Raw genomic sequence first — 22,647 nt, 5'->3', positions numbered from 1 at the left:
GATATCCTCCCCTCAAAATTAGCGTCTTGTTTTCTTATCATCGGCAGCATGTCCGCGATAAGTTCTTGTTGGTGCAAATTCACCTAATTTGTGTCCTACCATGTCTTCTTGGATGTAAACTGGTACATGTTTCCGTCCATCATACACAGCAATTGTAAATCCGATAAAATTAGGGAAAATTGTAGAACGACGTGACCAAGTTTTGATCACTTTTTTCTTTTCAGCGCCTTCTTGTGCTTCGACCTTTTTCATCAAATGGTCATCGACAAAAGGTCCTTTTTTCAAACTACGACCCATGGTGTACCTCCTCTCAAAATGTGCGACACACGGTCAAGTATATTACTTAGTTTTACGACGACGAACGATAAGTTTGTCTGATTTTGCTTTTTTGTTACGTGTTTTGTAGCCAAGTGCTGGTTGTCCCCAAGGAGAAACTGGTGCTTTACGTCCGATTGGTGCTTTACCTTCACCACCACCGTGTGGGTGATCATTAGGGTTCATTACGCTACCACGTACAGTTGGGCGTTTGCGCATCCAACGAGAACGACCGGCTTTACCGATGTTGATCAATTCGTGTTGTTCATTACCAACAGAACCGATTGTTGCACGACATGATGCTAAGATCATCCGTACTTCACCAGAGTTCAAGCGGATCAATACGTATTTGCCTTCTTTACCAAGTACTTGAGCACTTGTTCCAGCTGAACGAATCAATTGTCCACCTTTACCAGGTTTCATTTCGATGTTGTGGATAACAGTACCGACTGGAATGTTTTCTAGTGGTAATGCATTCCCTACTTTAATATCTGCATCTGGACCAGAAACGACAGTCATGCCAACTTCTAATCCTTTAGGTGCTAAGATGTATGCTTTTACTCCATCCTCGTAATGTACTAACGCAATGTTAGCAGAACGGTTTGGATCATATTCAATCGTTTTAACCGTAGCAACGACGTTGTCTTTGTTACGTTTGAAATCGATCAAACGGTATTGACGTTTGTGACCGCCACCTTGATGACGAACCGTGATACGTCCGTTGTTGTTACGACCAGCATTGTTTTTCAAAGGAGCTAACAATGTTTTTTCTGGTGTTGAAGTTGTGATTTCAGCGAAATCAGAACTTGTCATATTACGACGGCCGTTCGTGGTAGGTTTGTACTTTTTAATCGCCACGTCTTTTTCCCTCCCATGTAAAATTTATGCGTGAGTTGCTTATTCAGCAGCTTCGAAAATTTGGATTTCTTTAGAATCTTCAGTTAAAGTCACAACAGCTTTGCGACGTTTTTTTGTATATCCTGCATATTTACCCATGCGTTTGAATTTAGGACGAACGTTGATGATGTTCACGTTTGCCACTTTCACTCCGTCAAAGGCAGCTTCTACAGCTTGTTTTACTAAAGTTTTGTTAGCTTTTGTGTCCACTTCAAAAGTGTATTTCTTGTCATCCATGGCAAGCATTGATTTTTCAGTGATCACTGGGCGTTTAATAACGTCTAGTAAGTTCATTATGCAAGCACCTCCTCGATCTGAGTAAGAGCAGTTTGTGTCACTAACATTTTGTCGTTAGAAACGATGTCTAGCACACTAATGTTATCAGCAGTAACTACAGAAACTTTTGGCAAGTTGCGCGCAGATAAAGCGGCAAAGTCGTTTTCAGATTCTAAAACTACCAATACTTTAGAGTCAATTGTCAAGTTAGCTAAAACTTGTTTGAATTCTTTTGTTTTTGGAGCATCAAAGCTTAATCCTTCTACTGCTACCAAGTTATTTGAAGCAACTTTTTCTGACAATACAGATTTCATTGCTAAGCGACGAACTTTTTTAGGAAGTTTGTAGCTGTATGAACGTGGTGTTGGTCCGAAGACTACGCCACCTCCACGCCATTGTGGTGAACGGATTGAACCTTGACGGGCACGTCCAGTTCCTTTTTGGCGCCATGGTTTACGGCCACCGCCACGAACGGCACTGCGGTTTTTCACAGCGTGTGTTCCTTGTCTTAATGAAGCGCGTTGCATGATGATTGCATCATAGACAACTGATTCATTTGGTTCGATTCCGAAGATTTCTTCGTTCAATGTAATTTCGCCATTTTGGCTTCCATCTTGTTTGAATAATGCTACATTCGGCATTCCTTAGTTCCTCCTTTCTTCCTATCTACTTATTTAGCTTTCACAGCTGATTTGATTGTAATCAATGATTTTTTCGCGCCAGGTACATTACCTTTGATCAAGATAACGTTGCGTTCTGCGTCTACGCGTACGATTTCCAAGTTTTGGATCGTGATGCGATTTCCGCCCATACGTCCAGCAAGACGTTTGTTTTTAAATACACGGTTAGGTGCAACTGGACCCATTGATCCAGGACGACGGTGGTAACGAGAACCGTGAGCCATTGGTCCGCGGCTTTGTCCGTGACGTTTGATAACGCCTTGGAATCCTTTACCTTTCGAAGTGCCGGTTACATCGATGATGTCTCCTGCTTCAAAAATATCAACTTTGATTTCTGATCCTACTTCTAAGCCCTCTAGCTCTACATTCTTGAATTCGCGAATGAAGCGCTTAGGAGCCGTGTTTGCTTTTGCAACATGACCTTTCGCAGGTTTGTTAGACAAAACTTCACGCATATCTTGGTAGCCGACTTGAATTGCTTCGTAGCCGTCATTTTCGATTGTTTTCACTTGTAGCACTACGTTTGGTGTAGCTTCTACTACAGTTACTGGAATCAATTCGCCAGATTCAGTGAAGATTTGAGTCATTCCCACTTTTTTCCCTAAGATTCCTTTGGTCATGATTACACCTCCATCTTAATTATTATAGTTTGATTTCGATATTAACACCGCTTGGCAAGTCTAGCTTCATTAAAGCATCAACAGTTTTTGGTGTTGGATTCACAATGTCGATTAGACGTTTGTGTGTACGCATTTCGAATTGTTCGCGTGAATCTTTGTATTTGTGCGTCGCACGGATGATCGTGTACAAGCTGCGTTCAGTTGGTAATGGAATTGGACCAGATACGCCAGCTCCAGTTCTCTTTGCAGTTTCTACGATTTTATCCGCTGATTGATCTAAAATACGATGTTCATACGCTTTTAAACGGATACGAATTTTTTGTTTTGCCATTGTTTTCCCTCCTTCGCCTATTTTGAAAAGTAGACATAGCTCCACGAAAATTTTCCGTCACGCTCGTCCATGGCAAAGCGTCCGGGCGTGTCGCAACCTCTCGTTTCGTAGCCGGCAGAAAATTTCTTTGCTGCCAGTGTGACTTACGTATTTACGTAAACAGCACCTTTATGATTATATTACGGATAAACATTGATTGCAAGCTTTTTTTATGGAAAAACCGGGATTCTTTTGCATTTCTTTCAGAAAATTTTCTTTTGTTTTCGAAACACAAAAAAAGAAGCGTTGCCCGCTTCTTTTAAGTGCTTCTTCAATTCCTATTTATATAGAAGAAAACCTGCTATTGCGGCGCTTCTTCCTTCATACGGTCTTGGGCGTGGGTATAGGCACCGTGCCACACATGACCCACATAAGGATTGATGACCACGCCTTCTTTGATTGCTGCTGTGACAAAGGCTTTTGCTAAGCGAATACTTTCCATGACGGGTTTGCCTTTTGCAAGACCCGCAGCGATCGCTGCTGAAAAGGTGCAGCCTGCTCCGTGATTAAAATCGGTAGCGATTTTGTCACTTTCCAACAGGAGGAAGGATTCTCCATCATAAACAAGGTCGATGGCTTTTGCTCCTGGCAAGCGATGACCGCCTTTGATCACGACGTATTTAGCACCTAATTGATGGATTTTTTCAGCAGCTTGCTTCATGGCTTCCACACTCGTCAAATCACCCAAACCTGAAAGAATCCCCGCTTCTACTAAATTAGGGGTGACAACATCTGCTAAAGGCAACAAATGCGTGATGATGGCATCGACACTTTTTGGCTGTAAGATTTCTGCAGTCCCTTTGCAAGCAATGACGGGATCGATCACCACATTTTTAACTTGCTGTTTTTGAATCATCTTCGCTGCTTGCACAATATTGTCTTCATTGCCTAACATCCCCGTTTTAAGGGCATCCATCGGATCACCTGCAAAGGCGGAGATCAATTGCTTTTCAACAAGCGCTGGTTCCATTGCCGTTACTTCATGGCTCCAACCCGCTTGTGGATCCATCGTGACGATCGAAGCAATCGTGGCAAAACCAAAGACACCATACTCCTGAAACGTTTTTAAATCTGCTTCGATACCGGCACCTCCGGTTGAATCAGACCCGGCAATTGATATTACTTTTTCCATCTTCCTCATCTCCTTGTGCTTTTTGCTAAGTATAGTCAATCTTCCCCTTGACGAAAAGAGCCATTTGGCTTATTTTTAAACCATCCAATTGAAAAAGGTGGTGCAGGATGGCTTCATCAAGTATCGACAAACAAAAGAAACAACCGATTTACCAGCAGATCGTGACCCATTTTATCGAAGAGATCCAAGCGGGAACCTATGGGCCTGGGGATCGTTTACCACCAGAGCGCAGCCTTGCTCAGACTTTTGACGTCAACCGTTCCACCGTCGTCAAAGCGTTAGATGAATTGAAGAGCTTAGGATGGATCGAACGAAAACAAGGCAGCGGCTCTCGCGTATTGGAAGGTCGTTGGGGGAACCGACAAACACCGCTTTCTTATTTGCGCTCGTCTTTAAGCAGCCCTTACTTGCAGCAAGACCCTTACGTTCAACAGATTCAGCACTTGCGCACCGAGAAGGATGTGCTGGATCTGTACACAGGTGATCTACCTACCGATCTGATTCCCGACTTCACGTTTCCCGCCTTTACATGGGAAGAGATCCGCAAAGAAAGCACCAAAGTATTACCGACTGGTTATGAGCCTTTGCAAGAAATCTTATTGCAGCACCTTGCTGATTCCTTCAATTTGCCTATCAGCGGTCAAAAACTAGTAATTACTGCCGGTTCGACGCAAGGAATCACCTTGCTGATGCAAGTCTTATTGCATGCGGGGGATTGTATTGCGACAGAGGACCCTTCTTTCTTGTTCTCTCTCCCCTTGTTTTCCACGATGAATGTCCAGCTGATTGGGATCAAGCAGGATAGTGAAGGGATGCGGCCTGCGGCATTGGAAAAAGTGTTGAAGGAAAAGAAGATCAAATTCGTCTATCTGAATCCCACCTTCCAAAACCCAACTGGCCACACCATGAGCGAGCATCGGCGCCAAGCGATCATCCGCCTTTGCCAGACCTACCAAGTACCGATCATAGAAGACGATGTTTTTAGCGAGTTGGCTTTTGATGAAGTACCGCCCAAGCTAAAATCCATGGCTCCCGAAACCGTCATTTATTTAGGCTCGCTTTCAAAATTACTTGGGTCATCAATCAAAATCGGCTGGCTTTTGGTGCCAGAAGCGTTAGCCGACCAATTTGCCCAAGCGAAAAAACGGATGGCGATCGATACCACGATTTTCCCGCAAGTCCTTGCCAACATCGCCTTACGCTCCTCTGATTACCACCAGCAGCAGCGGACACTGCTTACAGAAATGGCCCAGCGCCAGCAAGACCTACTCAAACTCTTGCAGGCATTTCAGGAGGACTGGCAATGGCAGCCGACGAAAGGCGGTCTTTACCTGTGGTTGACTTGGCGTCACCGCACATTGACTCGCAAAGATTGGTCGCTCTTTTTGGCGAACGATTGCTTAGTAGCACCTGCGTTTCTTTTCAGTAACGATACGAATGGCTTGCGTTTGAACTATACCCGCTTAGCCAAAGATGATTTACCACGATTTCAAGAACGATTCACAAAAATCACCCAACAGTTAAAGGAGCAAACCTATGAACGAAACCATTGAGCTTTTGCACAATCATCGCACTTACCGACAATTTGACCCTGACTACCGCTTGAGCCAAGAACAAGTAACCGCGATTTTGACTGCCGCTCGTCAAGCACCAAGCTGGATGAATGGGCAAGGCTATTCGATCCTGGTGATCGACGACCCGCAGATCCGCCAACAAATAGTCGAATGGAATCCCGGCAATCCTCATATCGCAGCAAGTTCGCTCTTTCTGCTGTTTCTCGCAGATTTAAACCGAACCAAAAAAGTTGCTGAGAAAAAACAGACCCCCTATCCAATCGATGAGGGCTATCAGCCATTATTGATCGCCACCACTGATGCCAGCATTGCTTTACAATCTGGTGCGATCGCTGCTGAATCGCTGGGCTTAGGTACCGTCATTTCCGGCAGTGTCCGCAAAGACAGCGCCAAAATCGCTGAATTGTTGCACTTACCGGAATATGTCTACCCTGTGGCTGGCTTGAGCATCGGTAAACCAATCGTAGAAATGAAGGTCAAGCCTCGCTTGCCAGAAGAAGCGGTCATTCATTACAACCATTATCACGACTATTCTTATGAGGCGATCGAAGCCTACGATCAAACAATGACTGATTTTGGAGAAGCTCGCGAGACCAAACCATGGTCAGAAAAATTTGCTGGGTTTTACCGCAATCGCCCTGACCAAGGATTTGACGCCTTCTTGAAGAAGCAAAAACTAATAAAATAAAAAGCACCGCTCTCTTTAGCTTCGATGAACCGCAGTGGATTCGTCAACGCTAGAGATGGCGGCTCTTTTTTGGTTCTACGAGTCAAAAAAAAAGAGCAAAAGCGCGTACGCTTTTGCTCTTCGATCAATCAAATTAAGCTTGGATTGAAGTTACAACGCCTGAACCAACAGTACGTCCGCCTTCACGAATTGAGAAACGAGTTCCGTCTTCGATAGCGATTGGGTGGATCAATTCAACGTCGATTGTTACGTTATCACCAGGCATAACCATTTCAGTTCCTTCTGGTAATTCAACAACACCAGTTACGTCAGTTGTACGGAAGTAGAACTGAGGACGGTAGTTAGTGAAGAATGGAGTGTGACGTCCACCTTCTTCTTTTGTTAAAACGTAAACTTCAGCTTTAAATTTTGTATGAGGTGTGATTGTACCAGCTTTAGCTAATACTTGTCCACGTTGGATGTCTTCACGAGCAACCCCACGTAGCAATGCACCAATGTTATCCCCTGCTTCAGCATAGTCTAACAATTTACGGAACATTTCAACACCAGTTACAGTTGTTTTAGCAGTTTCTTCAGCAATACCAACGATTTCAACTTCGTCACCAACGCGAACTTGTCCACGTTCAACACGGCCTGTAGCAACAGTACCACGTCCAGTGATTGAGAATACGTCTTCGACTGGCATCATGAATGGTTTGTCAGTGTCACGTTCTGGAGTTGGAACGTATTCGTCAACTGCAGCCATTAATTCCATGATTTTTTCTTCGTATGAAGCATCGCCTTCAAGAGCTTTCAAAGCAGAACCAGCGATTACAGGAACATCGTCGCCTGGGAAGTCATATTCTGACAATAAGTCACGAACTTCCATTTCAACTAATTCTAGTAATTCTTCGTCATCAACCATATCCATTTTGTTTAAGAAAACAACGATGTATGGTACACCAACGTTACGTGATAACAAGATGTGTTCACGTGTTTGAGGCATAGGACCATCAGCAGCAGATACTACTAAGATCGCGCCGTCCATTTGAGCAGCACCAGTGATCATGTTTTTAACGTAGTCCGCGTGTCCTGGGCAGTCAACGTGAGCATAGTGACGTGCTTCAGTTTCGTACTCAACGTGAGCAGTTGAGATAGTGATTCCGCGTTCGCGTTCTTCTGGAGCGCCATCGATTTGGTCGTAAGCTGAAGCTTGAGCCAAACCTTTTTTAGATAATACAGTTGTGATAGCAGCTGTAAGTGTAGTTTTACCATGGTCAACGTGTCCGATCGTACCAATGTTTACGTGGGGTTTAGAACGGTCAAATTTTTCTTTTGCCATTTTAAAATGTTCCTCCTAAAAATGCAGTTTATTTTTTATATTTGATAGGTAGGGAGCCGCAGCTCCCCATCCCTTATCATCGATAATATTGTACACGAAACTCAGAAAAAAATATAGCTTTTTACTTAATTTCCTATACTTCCATCAATTATTCAGCTTTGCCGCCGTTTTTCTTGATGATTTCTTCTTGAACAGATTTTGGTACATCTTCATAGTGATCAAATGTCATCATGAACGTACCGCGACCTTGTGTTGATGAACGAAGTGTCGTTGCGTAACCAAACATTTCAGCTAATGGCACGATTGCGTTCACGATTTGTGAGTTACCGTGTGCTTCCATTCCTTCTACGCGTCCACGACGAGCAGTTACGTGACCCATAACATCACCTAAGTAATCTTCTGGTACAGTGATAACTACTTTCATCATTGGTTCAAGAATTACTGGATTTGCTTTCTTCGCTGCAGCACGTAAAGCCATAGAAGCTGCAACACGGAAGGCAGTTTCACTTGAATCGACATCATGGTATGAACCATCATAAAGTTTTGCTTTGATGTCTACTAATGGGTAACCGGCTAAGACACCGTTCGCCATTGAGTCTTCAAGTCCTTTTTCAACTGCTGGGATGTATTCACGAGGAACCACACCACCGACAATCGCGTTTTCGAATTCGAAGCCTTTACCTTCTTCGTTTGGTGTAAATTCGACCCATACGTGACCGTATTGACCTTTACCACCAGACTGACGTACAAATTTACCTTCCGCTTGTGTTGCTGCACGGAATGTTTCACGATAAGAAACTTGAGGCGCACCTACGTTTGCTTCAACTTTAAATTCGCGACGCATACGGTCAACTAAGACGTCCAAGTGAAGTTCTCCCATACCAGCGATAACAGTTTCGCCTGTTTCAGCGTTTGTTTCCACACGGAATGATGGATCTTCTTCAGCAAGTTTTTGTAAAGCAACCCCCATTTTATCTTGGTCAGCTTTTGATTTAGGCTCAACAGCGACTTCGATAACTGGTTCTGGGAATTCGATTGATTCAAGGATTACTGGTGATTTTTCATCACATAGTGTATCCCCAGTTGTTGTGTCTTTCAAACCAACAGCAGCGGCGATATCGCCTGAGTATACTGTTTGGATTTCAGCACGTGTGTTGGCGTGCATTTGTAGGATACGACCGATACGTTCGCGTTTGCCTTTTGAAGCATTCAATACGTATGATCCAGAGTTCAAGATACCTGAATACACACGGAAGAATGTCAAACGACCTACGAATGGGTCAGTCATTACTTTAAATGCTAATGAAGCAAATGGTGCTTCATCGTCAGCCGGACGATCAGTTTCTTCGTCTGTTTTAGGATTGATCCCTTTAATCGCAGGAACATCAAGTGGTGAAGGCAAGTAGTCAATGACTGCATCCAACATCAATTGAACCCCTTTGTTTTTAAAAGCAGATCCACAAAGAACAGGGAAAAAGTCAACAGTCAATGTTGCTTGACGAATACCAGCTTTCAATTCTTCTTCAGTGATTTCTTCACCTTCCAAGAATTTCATCATTAGTTCTTCATCAGTATCAGCAACAGCTTCGATTAATTTTTCGCGCCATTCTTCAGCTAATTCTACGTATTCTTCAGGAATTTCAGTCTCTTGGATTTCAGTTCCTAAGTCATTTGTGTAGATTTCAGCTTTCATTTTTACTAAGTCGATAATACCAGTAAAGTCATCTTCCGCACCAATCGGTAATTGGATTGGGTGAGCATTTGCTTGTAAACGATCATGTAAAGTTGATACAGAGTATAAGAAGTCTGCACCAATTTTGTCCATTTTGTTACAGAATACAACACGTGGTACGCGGTAATCTGTCGCTTGACGCCAAACTGTTTCTGTTTGAGGTTCTACACCTGATTGTGAGTCCAACACAGTTACAGCACCATCAAGTACACGCAATGAACGTTGCACTTCGATTGTGAAGTCCACGTGTCCTGGTGTGTCGATGATATTTACGCGGTTTTCTTTCCATTGCGCAGTTGTCGCAGCAGAAGTGATTGTGATCCCACGTTCTTGTTCTTGTTCCATCCAGTCCATTTGAGAAGCACCTTCATGTGTTTCACCAATTTTATGGATTTTACCTGTGTAATAAAGGATACGTTCAGTTGTCGTTGTTTTACCAGCGTCAACGTGGGCCATGATCCCGATATTACGAGTTTTTTCTAGCGAAAATTCTCTTGCCATTCTAGGTTGTTCCCCTCTCATTCTTACTTAACTTAAGCTAAGGTTGTCTCAGTACCTTCCAATAAAAAGCAGTGAGGATCTTACCAACGATAGTGAGCAAATGCGCGGTTGGCTTCCGCCATTTTGTGTGTGTCTTCGCGTTTTTTCACAGAAGCACCAGTGTTGTTTGCTGCATCCATGATTTCTTTTGCAAGACGTTCTTCCATTGTGTGTTCGCCACGCAAACGAGCGTAGTTTACCACCCAACGAAGACCTAGAGTTGTACGACGTTCAGGACGTACTTCTACTGGTACTTGGTAGTTAGAACCACCGACACGGCGAGCTTTAACTTCCAATACAGGCATAATGTTTTTCATTGCTTGTTCGAAAACTTCCAATGGATCATTTCCTGTAGATTCTTTGATAATGCCAAAAGCATTGTAGATAATATTTGCAGCAACACCGCGTTTACCATCAACCATTACACGGTTGATCAAACGAGTTACTAATTTTGAGTTATAAATAGGATCTGGTAAAACATCACGTTTTGCAACAGGACCTTTACGAGGCATCCGTAACTCCTCCTTCCGAGATATCAGTTCTGATTTAAATAAGATTCATTTGATCTGTTTGTCTTAAAGATTAAGCTTTAGGACGTTTTGTACCATATTTAGAACGAGATTGTTTACGATCGTTAACACCGGCAGTATCCAATGCACCACGAACGATATGGTAACGTACCCCTGGTAAGTCTTTTACACGTCCACCACGTAACAAGACCACGCTGTGTTCTTGTAAGTTGTGTCCGATACCTGGAATATAAGCTGTCACTTCAATCAAGTTTGACAAACGAACACGCGCATATTTACGTAGAGCTGAGTTCGGTTTTTTCGGTGTCATAGTTCCCACACGAGTAGCTACCCCACGCTTTTGAGGTGAGTTAACATTCGTTTGAGCTTTCTTGAAACTGTTATATCCTTTGTTCAATGCTGGTGAATTTGATTTTTCAACCTTGGATTTACGAGGTTTACGTACTAATTGATTAATTGTAGGCATCCCTAGTTGTCCTCCTTCCTTGATTCGCTTTATAGTCCCACACATCCAGGTGGTTCTTTTTTTGCGATAAAAAATAATGCATTCTCTGCATTCATATCAACTATGCTTTGATAGACAGTCAGCACGTCTCCAACGAGAGACCTGTAGATAAAGCACCTTTGATAGAATATCATGCTTATTCTTACCTGTCAAGTATCCTCCCAAGCTTTTTTCAAAAGAAATCTGTTACGAAAAAATCCGCAAATTTTGCGCTTCTTCCTATATAATAGAGACAAAGCATTTATTTAAAAAAGGCGGGAAGAAAATGAACCTAAAAGAAATGGTCGGCATTGAAGCGGCTAGTTATGTAAAAGACGGCATGGTCGTTGGCTTGGGCACTGGCTCAACAGCCTACTACATGATTGAAGAACTGGGTCGACGTGTAAAAGAAGAAGGTCTATCGATCACTGGTGTCCCAACTTCTTGGGCATCGAAAAAACAAGCAGAAGGATTAGGTATCCCGATTCGCACCATCGATGAAGTGGACGCTGTGGATCTAACGATCGACGGTGCAGATGAGATCAGCAAGGATTATCATGGCATCAAAGGCGGCGGTGCAGCCCTTTTATTCGAAAAAATCGTGGCGTCTAACTCCAAAAAAGTTTTGTGGATCGTTGATGAATCGAAAATGGTCGAAACACTTGGTGCCTTCCCGTTGCCAGTGGAAGTGATCCCTTATGGCAGCCAACAGCTGTTGCGTCTGTTCGAGAAGAAAAACTACCATCCAAAACTGCGTCTGAATGAAGAAGGCGAACCGTTAAAAACCGATTGCAGCAATTACATCATCGATCTTCATCTAGAAACGATCACCGCTCCTACTGAGTTGGCACAGGAATTAGATGCTACAGTAGGCGTGGTTGAACACGGTCTGTTTTTGGATATGGTCCATACGATCATTGTTGGATTGCCTGAAGGCCCGAGTACCAAGCACGTTAGATAAAGGAAACAAAAAAGGAGAAGCAAAAATGCTTCTCTTTTTTTCGTTATTTTTCTTCAATCGACTTAATTTTTATTATTTTTTGTGCAAATTACCCTATCATTTAAGAAATAATTATGATACATTCAATAAAAAGGGAAAGGTAGGAGGGTTTATGAAAATCATAGGCTATGCTCGTTCAACGATCACCGATAACTCAACAAGTGAACAATTAAACAAGCTCGAAGAATTTGGGTGTCATGAATTTTTCCATGAGACATTTAGCGTGGAAGAAAGTGAAGAAAATCATTCATTGGAGTCAGTGGTGGCACAAATGCAGCCCGGTGACACCTTAGTCGTTACGGAACTGCATCGTTTAGGGAAGACGACCAGACAGCTGACCGATCTCACGGATCTATTAAAACAGCGAGAGCTTCATCTGGTTTCACTGGCAGAACAAATCGATACCCGCGGTCCGATGGGACAGGTTTACTTCAATTTGATGGAAGGACTTGCGATCATGGAACGCTCACTCATCAAAGAGCGCACGCTGGTCGGCTTAAATAAAGCCCGCAAAAAAGGCAAAATTGGCGGTCGTCCAAAGATCGATCCAAAAACGATCAAAAAAATCCGTCAATTGTACTACGAAAAAAAAGAAACGATTCAATATATTTCTGAAAAATGCGGTGTTTCTGTAGGTACATGCTATAAATACATAAAATTATCCGAAGAAGAATGGAACAAGTTACGTTCATAGTTGTCGACTCCCCCTAGAACAGCATGAAACAAAAGCGGTCCTCTTTTTAATGATCCCCTTTTGTTTTTCCTTAAGAATGGCGTTTTCCCCCAGCTTTTCCTCCAAAACCATGGAAATTCTTTGAGAAAGAGTGTACAATAAATACGGAATTGAAAATTTCAGAAAAATATCGAATATCTAAAGGAGAGTTTTACATGCCAAAATTAGTATTTTCTCGTCATGGACTAAGCGAATGGAACAAATTAAACCAGTTTACCGGTTGGGCTGATGTTGATCTAGCGCCAGAAGGTGTCGAAGAAGCAATCGAAGGCGGACGTAAAATCAAAGAAGCAGGCATCGAATTTGACGTTGCTTACACATCTGTTTTAACTCGTGCCATCAAAACTTGTAATTACATTTTAGAATATTCTGATCAACTTTGGGTACCAACGATCAAATCATGGCGCTTAAACGAACGTCATTACGGTAAATTACAAGGTTTAAATAAAAAAGAAACTGCTGAAAAATACGGTGACGAACAAGTACACATCTGGCGTCGTTCTTACGATGTTTTACCTCCATTGATGGAAGCTTCAGATGAAGGTTCTGCTGCAAACGACCGTCGTTATGCAATGCTTGACCCTCGCGACGTACCTGGTGGAGAAAACTTAAAAGTTACTTTAGAACGTGCATTGCCTTTCTGGCAAGATGAAATCGCCCCAGCATTAAAAGACGACAAAACTGTCTTAGTTGCGGCTCACGGAAACTCTCTACGTGCATTAGCAAAACATATCGAAGGTATTTCTGACGAAGATATCATGGATCTTGAGATCCCAACTGGTCAACCACTTGTTTATGAATTGAACGATGATTTGACTGTTGCGAAAAAATACTACTTATAAGCCTCGCTTATCGCTGCCCTTTTTAACCAAAGGGCAGTTTTTTTATTGGCATTTTCTCCCCCCTCTTTTATAATTGAGGGCATACTCGAAAGGAGCTTATTATGAAACTAGTCAAAAATGATACCGTTTTATTTTTAGGTGACAGCATCACAGATTGCGATCGTGATCGCCAAGACCCCCACGATTTAGGACATGGGTTTGCCCGTCTCGTTGCCGATCAGCTGGCAGAGAAATTCCCCACTGCGGGCTTTACCTTTTATAACCGCGGGATCGGCGGCAATAAAGCTGCCGATGTCTTAGCCCGTCTCCAAGAAGATTGCCTCCAATTAGCGCCTGACGTCTTGGTCTTTATGATTGGGATCAACGACACGTGGCACAATGCCGGTGGTCCCGATTTTGGTTCAGAAGCTGCGGCAACGTCCTTTGAGGCAACCTACCGTCAAATTCTGGAACAAGTGACCCAACAGGGGATCACGCGTATTTTCTTGCTGGAACCTTTTGTATTGCCATATCCTGAAGATCGCCAAACCTGGCGGATCGATCTTGATCCGAAAATCCAAATCGTTCGTCGCTTAGCTGCCGTCTTTCATTGTCAACTGCTGCCGCTGGATGGCTTGTTTGCCGAAGCATCCGTCGCTAGCTCCCCACAGGCACTGACAGGCGATGACGGTGTGCACCCCACTCCTGCAGGACACGCCTTGATTGCGAATCAGCTAATGGCCCGTTTGGCTTTTTCTTCTGAAGGGTAAATAAACAGACCGCTCCGCGACAACCAAGTCGCAGGAACGGTCTTTTTAATGATTAAAGATAGGTTGAAGGAGTCAAGGAATCTTGGTAGATTGCGATCACGTCTTCTTCTTGTAGCGGTACATACGCATTTGTTGCAATAGAGCTGAATTGAACTGCTTGAGCCGCCATTTCAGCAAAATGAGTGTCATCGGCGATTCCCACTTCTGGCAAAGTCATCGGAATATCGCAAGAAGCAAAAAAGTCATACAGTTTTTGAATCCCCATTCGGGCAGCTAATTCTGGCACTGCTTCTTGGACACCAAAGACTTCTCTGGCAAAACGCGCAAATTTCGGCACCGTTTCTTCATTCAATACATGAAGCATCCAGCGTGGGGTCAGGATCGCTAAGCCGATGCCATGGGTAATGTCATAAAACGCACTCAACTCATGCTCCATCGCATGACAAGACCATGCACCACCCTTGCCGCTTCCAGTCAAACCATTTAAGGCTAAGGTGCTCGCCCACATCAAATTCGCCCGTGCGTCATAGTCCGAGGGATCCTTTAATGCGATGGGCAGATTTTTAATGACTGCTTTTAGCAATCCTTCTGCTACACCGTCTTGGACATCTGTTCCTTCTGTTTTACTGAAATAATTTTCAATCAGATGGCTCATGATATCCGCTGAACCGGCAGCCGTTTGATAACGACTGACACTAAAGGTCGTTGTTGGATCTAAAAAGGATACTTTCGGTAAAAATTCGGGTCCGTGAACGCCAAGTTTTTGTTTCGTTTCTAGATTAGAGATCACTGCGCCGCGATTCATTTCACTGCCGGTAGCCGCAAGGGTCAAGATCGTTACTAATGGAATCGCTGGTCCTTGATAGCTTCTGGAAAGGACTAAGTCCCAAGGCTCTTGCTCACTGCAAGCCGCCCCAGCAATCACTTTGCTGCAATCAATTACAGAACCGCCGCCAACAGCTAAAATGACGTCGATCTTTTCTGAACGACAAAGAGCGGCTCCTTGACGAACGGTTTCGATTCGTGGATTTGGATCGACACCAGTCAATTCAGTGACTTGATTGCCGTTGGCAGTCAATTGCGCCATGACTGCATCGTACAAGCCGTTTTTCTTGATACTGCCGCCACCATAGACTAGCAAGACGTTTTTTCCAAATGTATTCAGTACTTCTGGCAATTCGTTCAGACGGTCTTTCCCAAAACGAATGTCCGTCGTTACATGAAACGTAAAATTATTCATTGTCTCGTCTCCTTTTTACACCTTTTCTTTTCATTAAACCATTTTCTGGCAAAAGTGCAACGCTTCTTCGTGGCTTTTTGCCAACAAAAAAAGATAACACATTCTCGGTTGCATGCAAACCAATACGATTTGGCTGCTTGCTCTATCAAAAGCAAGCAGCCCTCGCATCGTTCATGCACCGATCCTGTGGTATCTTTTTTACGCGATCGCTGTTTCTAAGCCAACTTTGATCATGTCGTTAAACGTCGTTTGTCTTTCTTCTGGCGTTGTTTCTTCTCCAGTGATGATGTGGTCGCTGACGGTACAGATCGCTAAGGTTTGAACGTGGAATTTCGCCCCTAAATAGTATAAGGCTGCGGCTTCCATCTCAACACCCATCACCCCAAGGTCTGCCAACTGTAACGTTTCCGTCATGTCATCTTTGTAGAAGGTATCTTCAGATAAGATGTTGCCGACGTGGGTCGTAAATCCTGATTCAATCGCTGTATCATAGGCTTTACGCAGCAGTGCAAAGTCAGCGATTGGTGGGAAATGGAAACTTTGGAAGTTTTTTGCCACCATCGAGGAACTTGTTGCTGCCGCTTGGGCAATCACAAGATCACGCACATGGACATCTTTTGAGATGGCACCACACGTACCGACCCGAATCAATTTCTTCACGCCGTAAGAGTTGATCAATTCATGGGCATAGATGCTCGCTGAAGGCATGCCCATGCCGGTTCCTTGGACAGAGACCCGCTCGCCCTTATAAACGCCTGTATAGCCCAACATTCCCCGAACATTGTTGTAACAGATCGGGTCTTCTAAAAATGTTTCAGCAATATATTTCGCCCGCAGTGGATCACCTGGTAACAAGATTTTGTCTGCGATCTCGCCTGCTTTTGCTTCGATATGAACGCTCATTCGTTTTTCTCCTTTGGTCTGCTTTTTATAGTACTGCTAACGTTTCTTTGATCAACGCTTTAAATTCTGCCTTGACCCGTTCCGTCGTTTCCACGACTTCTTCGTGATTCAAGCTCGCTTGCATACCAGCAGCCAAGTTTGTGATGCAAGAAACACCTAAGACTTTCAAGCCACTGTGAACAGCAACGATCACTTCTGGGACAGTCGACATACCGACAGCATCGGCACCGATCGTCCGAGCAAAGCGGATCTCTGCTGGCGTTTCATACGTAGGACCTGAGAAGCCCATATAGACGCCTTCTTTTAAGTGCAATCCTTTTGATGCGCCAACTTTTTGTGCCGCTTCCCGATAAGGCAAATGGTAAGCTTGGCTCATATCTGGGAAACGTGGACCCATTTCTTCTTCGTTTTCACCAATCAGTGGGTTGTCCCCCATAAAGTTGATTTGATCGGTGATCAACATCAAGTCTCCAGGCTGGAAGCTTTCGTTCACACCGCCACAGGCATTGGTCACGACTAAGGAATGAGCTTTCAATGCCGCCATCACACGGACGGGGTAAGTGACCGTCTGCATCGAATGGCCTTCATAATAATGGAATCGTCCTTGCATCGCTAAGACTTTTTTCCCAGCTAATATTCCATAGACCAATTGTCCGGCATGACCGACCACTGTCGAAACAGGAAAATGCGGGATATCGTTATAAGGCAACACGATTGGGTTTTCGATCTCATCGGCTAGTTCACCTAAGCCAGATCCTAAAATCAAGCCAAATTCCACTTCACCGACGCCGCTTCCTTTGATAAATGCCGTTGTTTCTTGTAATTTCTCATGTAACGTTGTCATTTCATCACCTCTAATTTAAATGTTTTAAAAAGCTTGTTCCGTTTTCTGTAGCTGAAACACCAAAGTTTTCAGCGATCGTTGCGGAAATATCCGCATAGTAGCCTTGTGGCAATTGGCCTTGGCCTTGAAATTTCTTGCTGTACGCTAGTAATGGCACATATTCTCTCGTGTGATCCGTTCCCGTAAAGGTTGGGTCATTGCCGTGGTCAGCTGTGATCAACAGCAGATCCTCGTCTCCCATTGCTTCTAAGAGTTCTGGAATACGCAAATCAAAATCTTCAATGGCGTGGGCATACCCTACGACATCGCGACGGTGACCATAAAGCGCATCGAAGTCAACCAAGTTCGTAAAGCTTAGACCCGTAAAGTCTTGTTTCATCACTTTCAGTAATTGATCCACACCGTCCATATTGCTCTTCGTCCGTACAGAATCGGTGATTCCTTGCCCGTTGAAGATATCATTGATTTTCCCAACGGCGATCACGTCTTTTCCAGCTTCTTTCAATGAATCTAACACTGTATGGCCAAATGGATCGAGTGCGTAGTCATGACGATTGCTCGTACGAGTAAAGTTTCCAGGCTCACCGACATAAGGACGCGCGATGATGCGGCCGATCATATACGGCTCATCTTTCGTGATGTCCCGAACGTACTGACAAATACGATACAATTCTTCTAATGGAATGATTTCCTCATGAGCGGCGATCTGCAACACTGGGTCAGCCGAAGTGTAAACGATCAGATCCCCGGTCTTCATTTGATGTTCGCCAAAGTCATCAATGACTGCTGTCCCAGAATACGGCGCATTGCAGACGATTTTGCGTCCAGAGAACGCTTCGATCTGTTGCAATAATTCATCGGGAAACCCATCTGGAAATACGCGGAAAGGCTTTTGGATATTCAAGCCCATAATCTCCCAGTGCCCCGTCATCGTATCTTTCCCAACAGAAACTTCTTCCAATTTGGTTGCATACCCATCATGGTCAGCTACCGCCTTCACGCCTTCTAAAGGACGGATCGTCCCTAGGCCTAATTGTTCCAAGTGAGGGATCGTCAAGCCTGCTTCTTTTGCAATATGGCCTAACGTATCTGAACCGACATCACCAAAAGCTGCCGCATCAGGTGCTTCACCAATTCCGACTGAATCCATCACGATCAAGTGTACACGTTTAAACATTCTATTCCCTACTTTCTTTATTTTATGCTTTTACAAGCGGATCTACTACCTCTATCATACTAAACTTAAGCAAAAATTGCGCTGGGTTGCTTTGGAAATTTCCTGATGCGTTCCTTTCACCCAGAGGATAGAAAAAGGGCAGGACACAGCAACACATTCATGTCCCATAGCCCCACCCTTTCATACTGAAAAAATTATTTAGATTTAATGTAGTTCTTCCCGTTAGCTTTCGGACCAGCGGCTTTTCCAAGGAAAAGAACGAGCACGATGATCGTCAAGGCATAAGGCGCAGCTTGTAAGTAAACCGCTGGAATGGAAGAGATGATTGGCAGTTGGCCACCTACGATACTGATGTTTTGCGCAAAACCGAAGAAAATCGCTGCTCCCATCGCACCAAGTGGATTCCATTTACCAAAGATCATCGCAGCCATCGAGATAAACCCTTGACCGGCGATCGTTGTCACGGCAAAGCGACCCGCGATCGATTGAGCAAACAAGGCACCGCCCATCCCGCCAAGGAAACCAGAGATCAAGACACCTGAGTAGCGCATCACGTAAACATTGATCCCTAAGGTATCCGCTGCTTGTGGATGCTCACCGACAGAACGAAGACGCAACCCAAAGCGTGTTTTGAAAATCACGAACCACGCGATCACTGAGATCAAAATAGCGAAGTACGCCGGTAAGAATGTTTGATTAAAGAAAATCGGGCCAATGATAGGAATATCTTTAAGAATCGGGAAATTGAAATACCCCAATGTTCGTTGGATGTTATCCGTTTGCCCTTTGTTGTAGATCGCTTTGACTAAGAACACGGCCAAAGCTGGTGCCATCAAGTTCATCACCGTACCACTGATGATATGGTCGGCACGGAAGTTGATGGTTGCCACCGCATGCAGCAAGGAGAAAACCACACCGACAAGTCCGCCGACGAGCATCCCTAACCACGGTGTCCACGCACCAAATTGTGACGCAAATTCAATATTGAAAACAATCGAGCTAAAAGCACCCATAACCATGATTCCTTCAAGACCCACGTTAACGATCCCGCTGCGCTCTGAGAACACGCCACCTAGCGCCGTCAAAATCAGAGGAGACGCATAAATCAATGTTTGAGTGACGATCGAAGAAATTAAACTAATATCCATTAGATGGTTCCTCCTTCCTGATCTTGATCGTTTGGTTGGGCTTCAATCTCCTGTACGACCAGCGCTTCTTTTTTGCCGTCAAAGATTTTTGCCAACAAGAAACGAATCACAAAACTGATCGCTACGAAGAAAATAATAATTGCGATATTAACATCAACTAATTCAGATGGAATACCTGCAAACTGCATGCCTTGTCCACCTAATTTCAAAATACTGAACAAGAGGGCTGAAAGCAAGATTCCGATCGATGAGCCGCTTCCTAACAAGGATACAGCCATACCGTCAAACCCGATGCTCAATGATGACCCTTGAACGAAGAAGTTTTCAAACGTTCCTAGTCCTTGAACGACTCCACCTAATCCAGCAAGCGTTCCAGAGATGATCATGGAGATAATGATCGTCCGTTTGCTGCTCATCCCCGCATATTCAGAAGCGCTTGGGTTCAAGCCCACCGCGCGGATTTCATAACCCAGAGTGGTTTTTTTCATCAAGAACCAAACCAAAACTAAGAAGATCAAGGCTAAGAAGATCCCTAAGTTCAAGCGAGAGTTGCTCGTGATGCTTGCTAGAAACGGCGTCTGCATGGAGGCATTTTCCCCCACCATTTTTGTGACCCCTTTTGTCGTGATCATGGATTCGCTCATCACATTATTGACTAAATGGTTCCCCGTATAAAGCAAGATATAGTTCATCATGATCGTCACGATGACTTCACTTGTTCCAAAGAATGCCCGTAGGAAACCAGGAATCGCAGCTGCGATCGCCCCGCATAAAGCCCCTACGATCACGGCTAATGGCAAGACCACCAACCGAGGCGCATCTGGCATCGCTAGTGCGACCCAGATACTGGCAACCCAACCTGCTAGCGCTTGACCAGAAAGACCGATATTGAAGAATCCCGCTGAGTTTGCAACGGCAAATCCAAGAGCGGTAAAGATCAATGGTCCTGCTGTAACAAAAATCTCACCAATGTTGCGGGCATTTAACCCACCTGTTTGTCCGTTGATAAAAACGGTCCGGAACATTTGTGTATACCCTGTGATCGGGCTGTAGCCGAAGGCCGCCATGATGATTCCGCCAAGGACGAATCCCAACAAGACAGCGATGATCGGCACTAATATATTGCGGATCTTTTCTTTGCGGTTATTCAACCGAACCACCTACTTCCTCCATTTGCAGCTCTCGTCTTGCTTCCTCCAAGGAGTACCCTGCCATCAACAAGCCAAGCTCTTTCTCTGATGTTTCTTTCGGATCAACGACCCCAACGATCTCACCAGCATGAATAACAGCAATGCGGTCTGATACATTCAAAATTTCATCTAATTCAAAGCTGACTAATAAAACAGCTTTGAACTTATCCCGTTGTTCAATCAAGCGTTTGTGGATAAATTCGATTGCTCCGACATCCAACCCACGGGTCGGATTGGCAACGATCAATAGATCAGGATCGCGGCTGATTTCTCGTGCGATAATCGCTTTTTGTTGATTCCCGCCGGACAATGCCCGTGCCGGTACGATCTCATTGACTGTTCGTACGTCAAATTCTTGAATCAAGTCACGAGCAAACTCGTTGATCTCTCCATAGTCCAAGACACCTGCATTACTCAAAGGTTTTTTGTAGTAGGTTTGTAAGGCGATGTTTTCTGATAACATCATATCCAAGACAAGCCCGTATTTATGGCGGTCTTCTGGCACATGACCAACGCCGGCTTCGGTGACTTTCCGAGGCTTGAAGTTGGTGATGTCATCGCCATTCAGCAAGACCTTGCCACTTTCGACTTTCCGTAAACCAGTGATGGCTTGTAACAGCTCTGATTGCCCATTGCCATCGATACCGGCAATCCCCAATACTTCACCTGCACGTACTTCTAAGCTTAAGTTTTTGACTGCTTCTAAGCCACGGTTTTCTTTTACAACTAAGTTTTCAACAGAAAGCACGACTTCTTTTGGTGACGCCTCTTTCTTCGGTGTCTTGAAGGACACAGAACGACCAACCATCATATCGGCCAACTGTTGGGAGCTGACGTCTTTGACATTGACAGTGCCGATCCCTTGCCCCCGACGGATAACTGTACAGCGGTCTGCCACCGCTTTGATCTCATCCAGTTTGTGGGTGATCAAGATGATCGATTTCCCTTCACGCACCAATCCGCGCATGATCTCGATCAGTTCTTCGATTTCTTGCGGTGTCAAAACTGCCGTTGGTTCATCAAAAATCAGTACATCTGCGCCGCGGTAAAGAGTCTTCAAGATCTCTACCCGTTGTTCCATCCCGACAGAGATGTCACGCACATAGGCATCTGGATCAACCGATAAACCATATTGTTCAGAAACTTTTTTGATTTCTTTGCGGGCTTTCTTGCGATCTAACACACCGAGATGATGGGGTTCGCTTCCCAAAATGATATTTTCTGTTACAGTAAAGGCGTCTACCAGCATGAAATGCTGATGCACCATACCGATCCCCAATTTGTTTGCTGCGGTCGGACTCGTGATATTCACTTTTTCACCATTCATCCAGATTTCACCAGATGTTGGTTCCAATAATCCTGACAGCATATTCATCAAGGTCGACTTGCCCGCTCCATTTTCACCAAGCAATGCGTGGATTTCTCCCGGCCTTACTTGCAAGTTGACATCGTCATTGGCTTTGAACGTTCCAAACTCTTTGGTGATATGACGCATTTCTACAACATATTTTTCCTCAGCCAAATTACTCACATCCTTACTTTCTAATTCGCTTATACAAACCATTCGTCATGTCAAAAAAATAATTGCTATTGCTTAGGATGATTACTATCCTCATGAAAACCCGTAGCTTTCATCAACATAGTAATCCAACAACGATCATC

At 44.2% G+C, this 22,647-nt stretch carries 24 protein-coding genes; 6 read left to right on the top strand and 18 right to left on the bottom strand.

What is annotated here, in order from left to right:
* Positions 1-18 precede the first annotated feature (18 nt).
* The 7 genes from rpsS to thiD form a co-directional block, all read right to left on the bottom strand.
* The gene (gene rpsS, locus IGI86_RS01290) at positions 19-297 is read right to left on the bottom strand and encodes a 30S ribosomal protein S19 (RefSeq protein ID WP_005226914.1); all 279 of its coding nucleotides are present in this window, start codon (positions 295-297) and stop codon (positions 19-21) included.
* A gap of 42 nt (positions 298-339) precedes the next feature.
* Positions 340-1,173, bottom strand: a complete 834-nt coding sequence (gene rplB / locus IGI86_RS01285) for a 50S ribosomal protein L2 (RefSeq protein ID WP_005226912.1) — start codon at positions 1,171-1,173, stop codon at positions 340-342.
* A 39-nt stretch (positions 1,174-1,212) separates the two neighbouring features.
* The gene (locus IGI86_RS01280; protein WP_005226911.1) at positions 1,213-1,506 is read right to left on the bottom strand and encodes a 50S ribosomal protein L23; all 294 of its coding nucleotides are present in this window, start codon (positions 1,504-1,506) and stop codon (positions 1,213-1,215) included.
* Positions 1,506-2,129 (bottom strand): 50S ribosomal protein L4, encoded by a 624-nt coding sequence (rplD, locus tag IGI86_RS01275; RefSeq protein ID WP_005226910.1) that lies wholly within the window; start codon positions 2,127-2,129, stop codon positions 1,506-1,508. The genes IGI86_RS01280 and rplD overlap by 1 nt, the downstream gene beginning before the upstream one ends.
* Before the next feature lie 29 nt (positions 2,130-2,158).
* Positions 2,159-2,788 carry a 50S ribosomal protein L3 gene (gene rplC, locus IGI86_RS01270; protein WP_003127967.1) on the bottom strand — a complete coding sequence of 210 codons (630 nt, stop codon included), beginning with the start codon at positions 2,786-2,788 and terminating at the stop codon, positions 2,159-2,161.
* 22 nt (positions 2,789-2,810) lie between these two features.
* Complete coding sequence (gene rpsJ, locus IGI86_RS01265; RefSeq protein WP_003127966.1) at positions 2,811-3,119, bottom strand: 30S ribosomal protein S10; 309 nt, start codon at positions 3,117-3,119, stop codon at positions 2,811-2,813.
* Positions 3,120-3,459: 340 nt separating this feature from the next.
* Entirely contained in the window at positions 3,460-4,290 is an 831-nt protein-coding gene (thiD, locus tag IGI86_RS01260) for a bifunctional hydroxymethylpyrimidine kinase/phosphomethylpyrimidine kinase (protein WP_430617667.1), read from the bottom strand.
* Between the two features lie 107 nt (positions 4,291-4,397).
* Between thiD and IGI86_RS01255 the strand changes: the two genes are divergently transcribed.
* Both IGI86_RS01255 and IGI86_RS01250 read left to right on the top strand, forming a co-directional pair.
* A complete protein-coding gene (locus IGI86_RS01255) occupies positions 4,398-5,843 on the top strand; it encodes a PLP-dependent aminotransferase family protein (protein WP_430617666.1) in 1,446 nt (481 codons plus the stop codon).
* Entirely contained in the window at positions 5,827-6,552 is a 726-nt protein-coding gene (locus IGI86_RS01250) for a nitroreductase family protein (protein ID WP_430617665.1), read from the top strand. Before IGI86_RS01255 ends, IGI86_RS01250 begins: the two co-directional genes overlap by 17 nt.
* 133 nt (positions 6,553-6,685) lie before the next feature.
* On the opposite strand, the gene tuf is transcribed toward IGI86_RS01250, so the two are convergent.
* The 4 genes from tuf to rpsL form a co-directional block, all read right to left on the bottom strand.
* A complete protein-coding gene (gene tuf / locus IGI86_RS01245; RefSeq protein WP_005226902.1) occupies positions 6,686-7,873 on the bottom strand; it encodes an elongation factor Tu in 1,188 nt (395 codons plus the stop codon).
* Between the two features lie 148 nt (positions 7,874-8,021).
* Entirely contained in the window at positions 8,022-10,106 is a 2,085-nt protein-coding gene (fusA, locus tag IGI86_RS01240) for an elongation factor G (RefSeq protein ID WP_005226900.1), read from the bottom strand.
* Between the two features lie 80 nt (positions 10,107-10,186).
* Positions 10,187-10,657 (bottom strand): 30S ribosomal protein S7, encoded by a 471-nt coding sequence (gene rpsG, locus IGI86_RS01235; RefSeq protein WP_003127957.1) that lies wholly within the window; start codon positions 10,655-10,657, stop codon positions 10,187-10,189.
* Between the two features lie 70 nt (positions 10,658-10,727).
* A complete protein-coding gene (gene rpsL, locus IGI86_RS01230; RefSeq protein WP_003127956.1) occupies positions 10,728-11,141 on the bottom strand; it encodes a 30S ribosomal protein S12 in 414 nt (137 codons plus the stop codon).
* Between the two features lie 304 nt (positions 11,142-11,445).
* Between rpsL and rpiA the strand changes: the two genes are divergently transcribed.
* From rpiA to IGI86_RS01210, 4 genes are all read left to right on the top strand, one after another.
* Positions 11,446-12,120, top strand: a complete 675-nt coding sequence (rpiA, locus tag IGI86_RS01225; protein ID WP_005226875.1) for a ribose-5-phosphate isomerase RpiA — start codon at positions 11,446-11,448, stop codon at positions 12,118-12,120.
* A 151-nt stretch (positions 12,121-12,271) separates the two neighbouring features.
* Positions 12,272-12,853 (top strand): recombinase family protein, encoded by a 582-nt coding sequence (locus tag IGI86_RS01220; protein ID WP_005226873.1) that lies wholly within the window; start codon positions 12,272-12,274, stop codon positions 12,851-12,853.
* A 194-nt stretch (positions 12,854-13,047) separates the two neighbouring features.
* Positions 13,048-13,734: a 2,3-diphosphoglycerate-dependent phosphoglycerate mutase gene (gene gpmA, locus IGI86_RS01215; protein ID WP_005226871.1), complete on the top strand. Its 687-nt coding sequence runs from the start codon at positions 13,048-13,050 to the stop codon at positions 13,732-13,734.
* Between the two features lie 101 nt (positions 13,735-13,835).
* Positions 13,836-14,483: an SGNH/GDSL hydrolase family protein gene (locus tag IGI86_RS01210; protein WP_430617664.1), complete on the top strand. Its 648-nt coding sequence runs from the start codon at positions 13,836-13,838 to the stop codon at positions 14,481-14,483.
* A 52-nt stretch (positions 14,484-14,535) separates the two neighbouring features.
* On the opposite strand, the gene IGI86_RS01205 is transcribed toward IGI86_RS01210, so the two are convergent.
* The 7 genes from IGI86_RS01205 to IGI86_RS01175 all read right to left on the bottom strand — a co-directional run bounded on the left by IGI86_RS01205 (position 14,536) and on the right by IGI86_RS01175 (position 22,549).
* A complete protein-coding gene (locus IGI86_RS01205; RefSeq protein WP_430617663.1) occupies positions 14,536-15,723 on the bottom strand; it encodes an iron-containing alcohol dehydrogenase in 1,188 nt (395 codons plus the stop codon).
* Positions 15,724-15,921: 198 nt separating this feature from the next.
* Positions 15,922-16,626 carry a purine-nucleoside phosphorylase gene (deoD, locus tag IGI86_RS01200; RefSeq protein ID WP_005226852.1) on the bottom strand — a complete coding sequence of 235 codons (705 nt, stop codon included), beginning with the start codon at positions 16,624-16,626 and terminating at the stop codon, positions 15,922-15,924.
* Positions 16,627-16,651: 25 nt separating this feature from the next.
* Complete coding sequence (locus tag IGI86_RS01195) at positions 16,652-17,470, bottom strand: purine-nucleoside phosphorylase (protein WP_413134980.1); 819 nt, start codon at positions 17,468-17,470, stop codon at positions 16,652-16,654.
* A 10-nt stretch (positions 17,471-17,480) separates the two neighbouring features.
* Positions 17,481-18,647 (bottom strand): phosphopentomutase, encoded by a 1,167-nt coding sequence (gene deoB / locus IGI86_RS01190; RefSeq protein WP_008376404.1) that lies wholly within the window; start codon positions 18,645-18,647, stop codon positions 17,481-17,483.
* A 194-nt stretch (positions 18,648-18,841) separates the two neighbouring features.
* Positions 18,842-19,795 carry an ABC transporter permease gene (locus IGI86_RS01185; RefSeq protein WP_005232556.1) on the bottom strand — a complete coding sequence of 318 codons (954 nt, stop codon included), beginning with the start codon at positions 19,793-19,795 and terminating at the stop codon, positions 18,842-18,844.
* Positions 19,795-20,946, bottom strand: coding sequence for an ABC transporter permease (locus IGI86_RS01180; RefSeq protein WP_005226844.1), 1,152 nt, complete (start codon positions 20,944-20,946; stop codon positions 19,795-19,797). The genes IGI86_RS01185 and IGI86_RS01180 overlap by 1 nt, the downstream gene beginning before the upstream one ends.
* On the bottom strand, positions 20,939-22,549 hold the full coding sequence (locus IGI86_RS01175) for an ABC transporter ATP-binding protein (RefSeq protein ID WP_005232559.1): 1,611 nt from the start codon (positions 22,547-22,549) through the stop codon (positions 20,939-20,941). The genes IGI86_RS01180 and IGI86_RS01175 overlap by 8 nt, the downstream gene beginning before the upstream one ends.
* Positions 22,550-22,647: the final 98 nt, after the last annotated feature.

Source organism: Enterococcus sp. AZ188 (genome assembly GCF_050544075.1).
GTDB classification, from domain to species: domain Bacteria; phylum Bacillota; class Bacilli; order Lactobacillales; family Enterococcaceae; genus Enterococcus_D; species Enterococcus_D entomosocium.
Note: the sequence above shows the minus strand (reverse complement) of the source record. Positions and strands in the feature narration are given on the sequence as shown.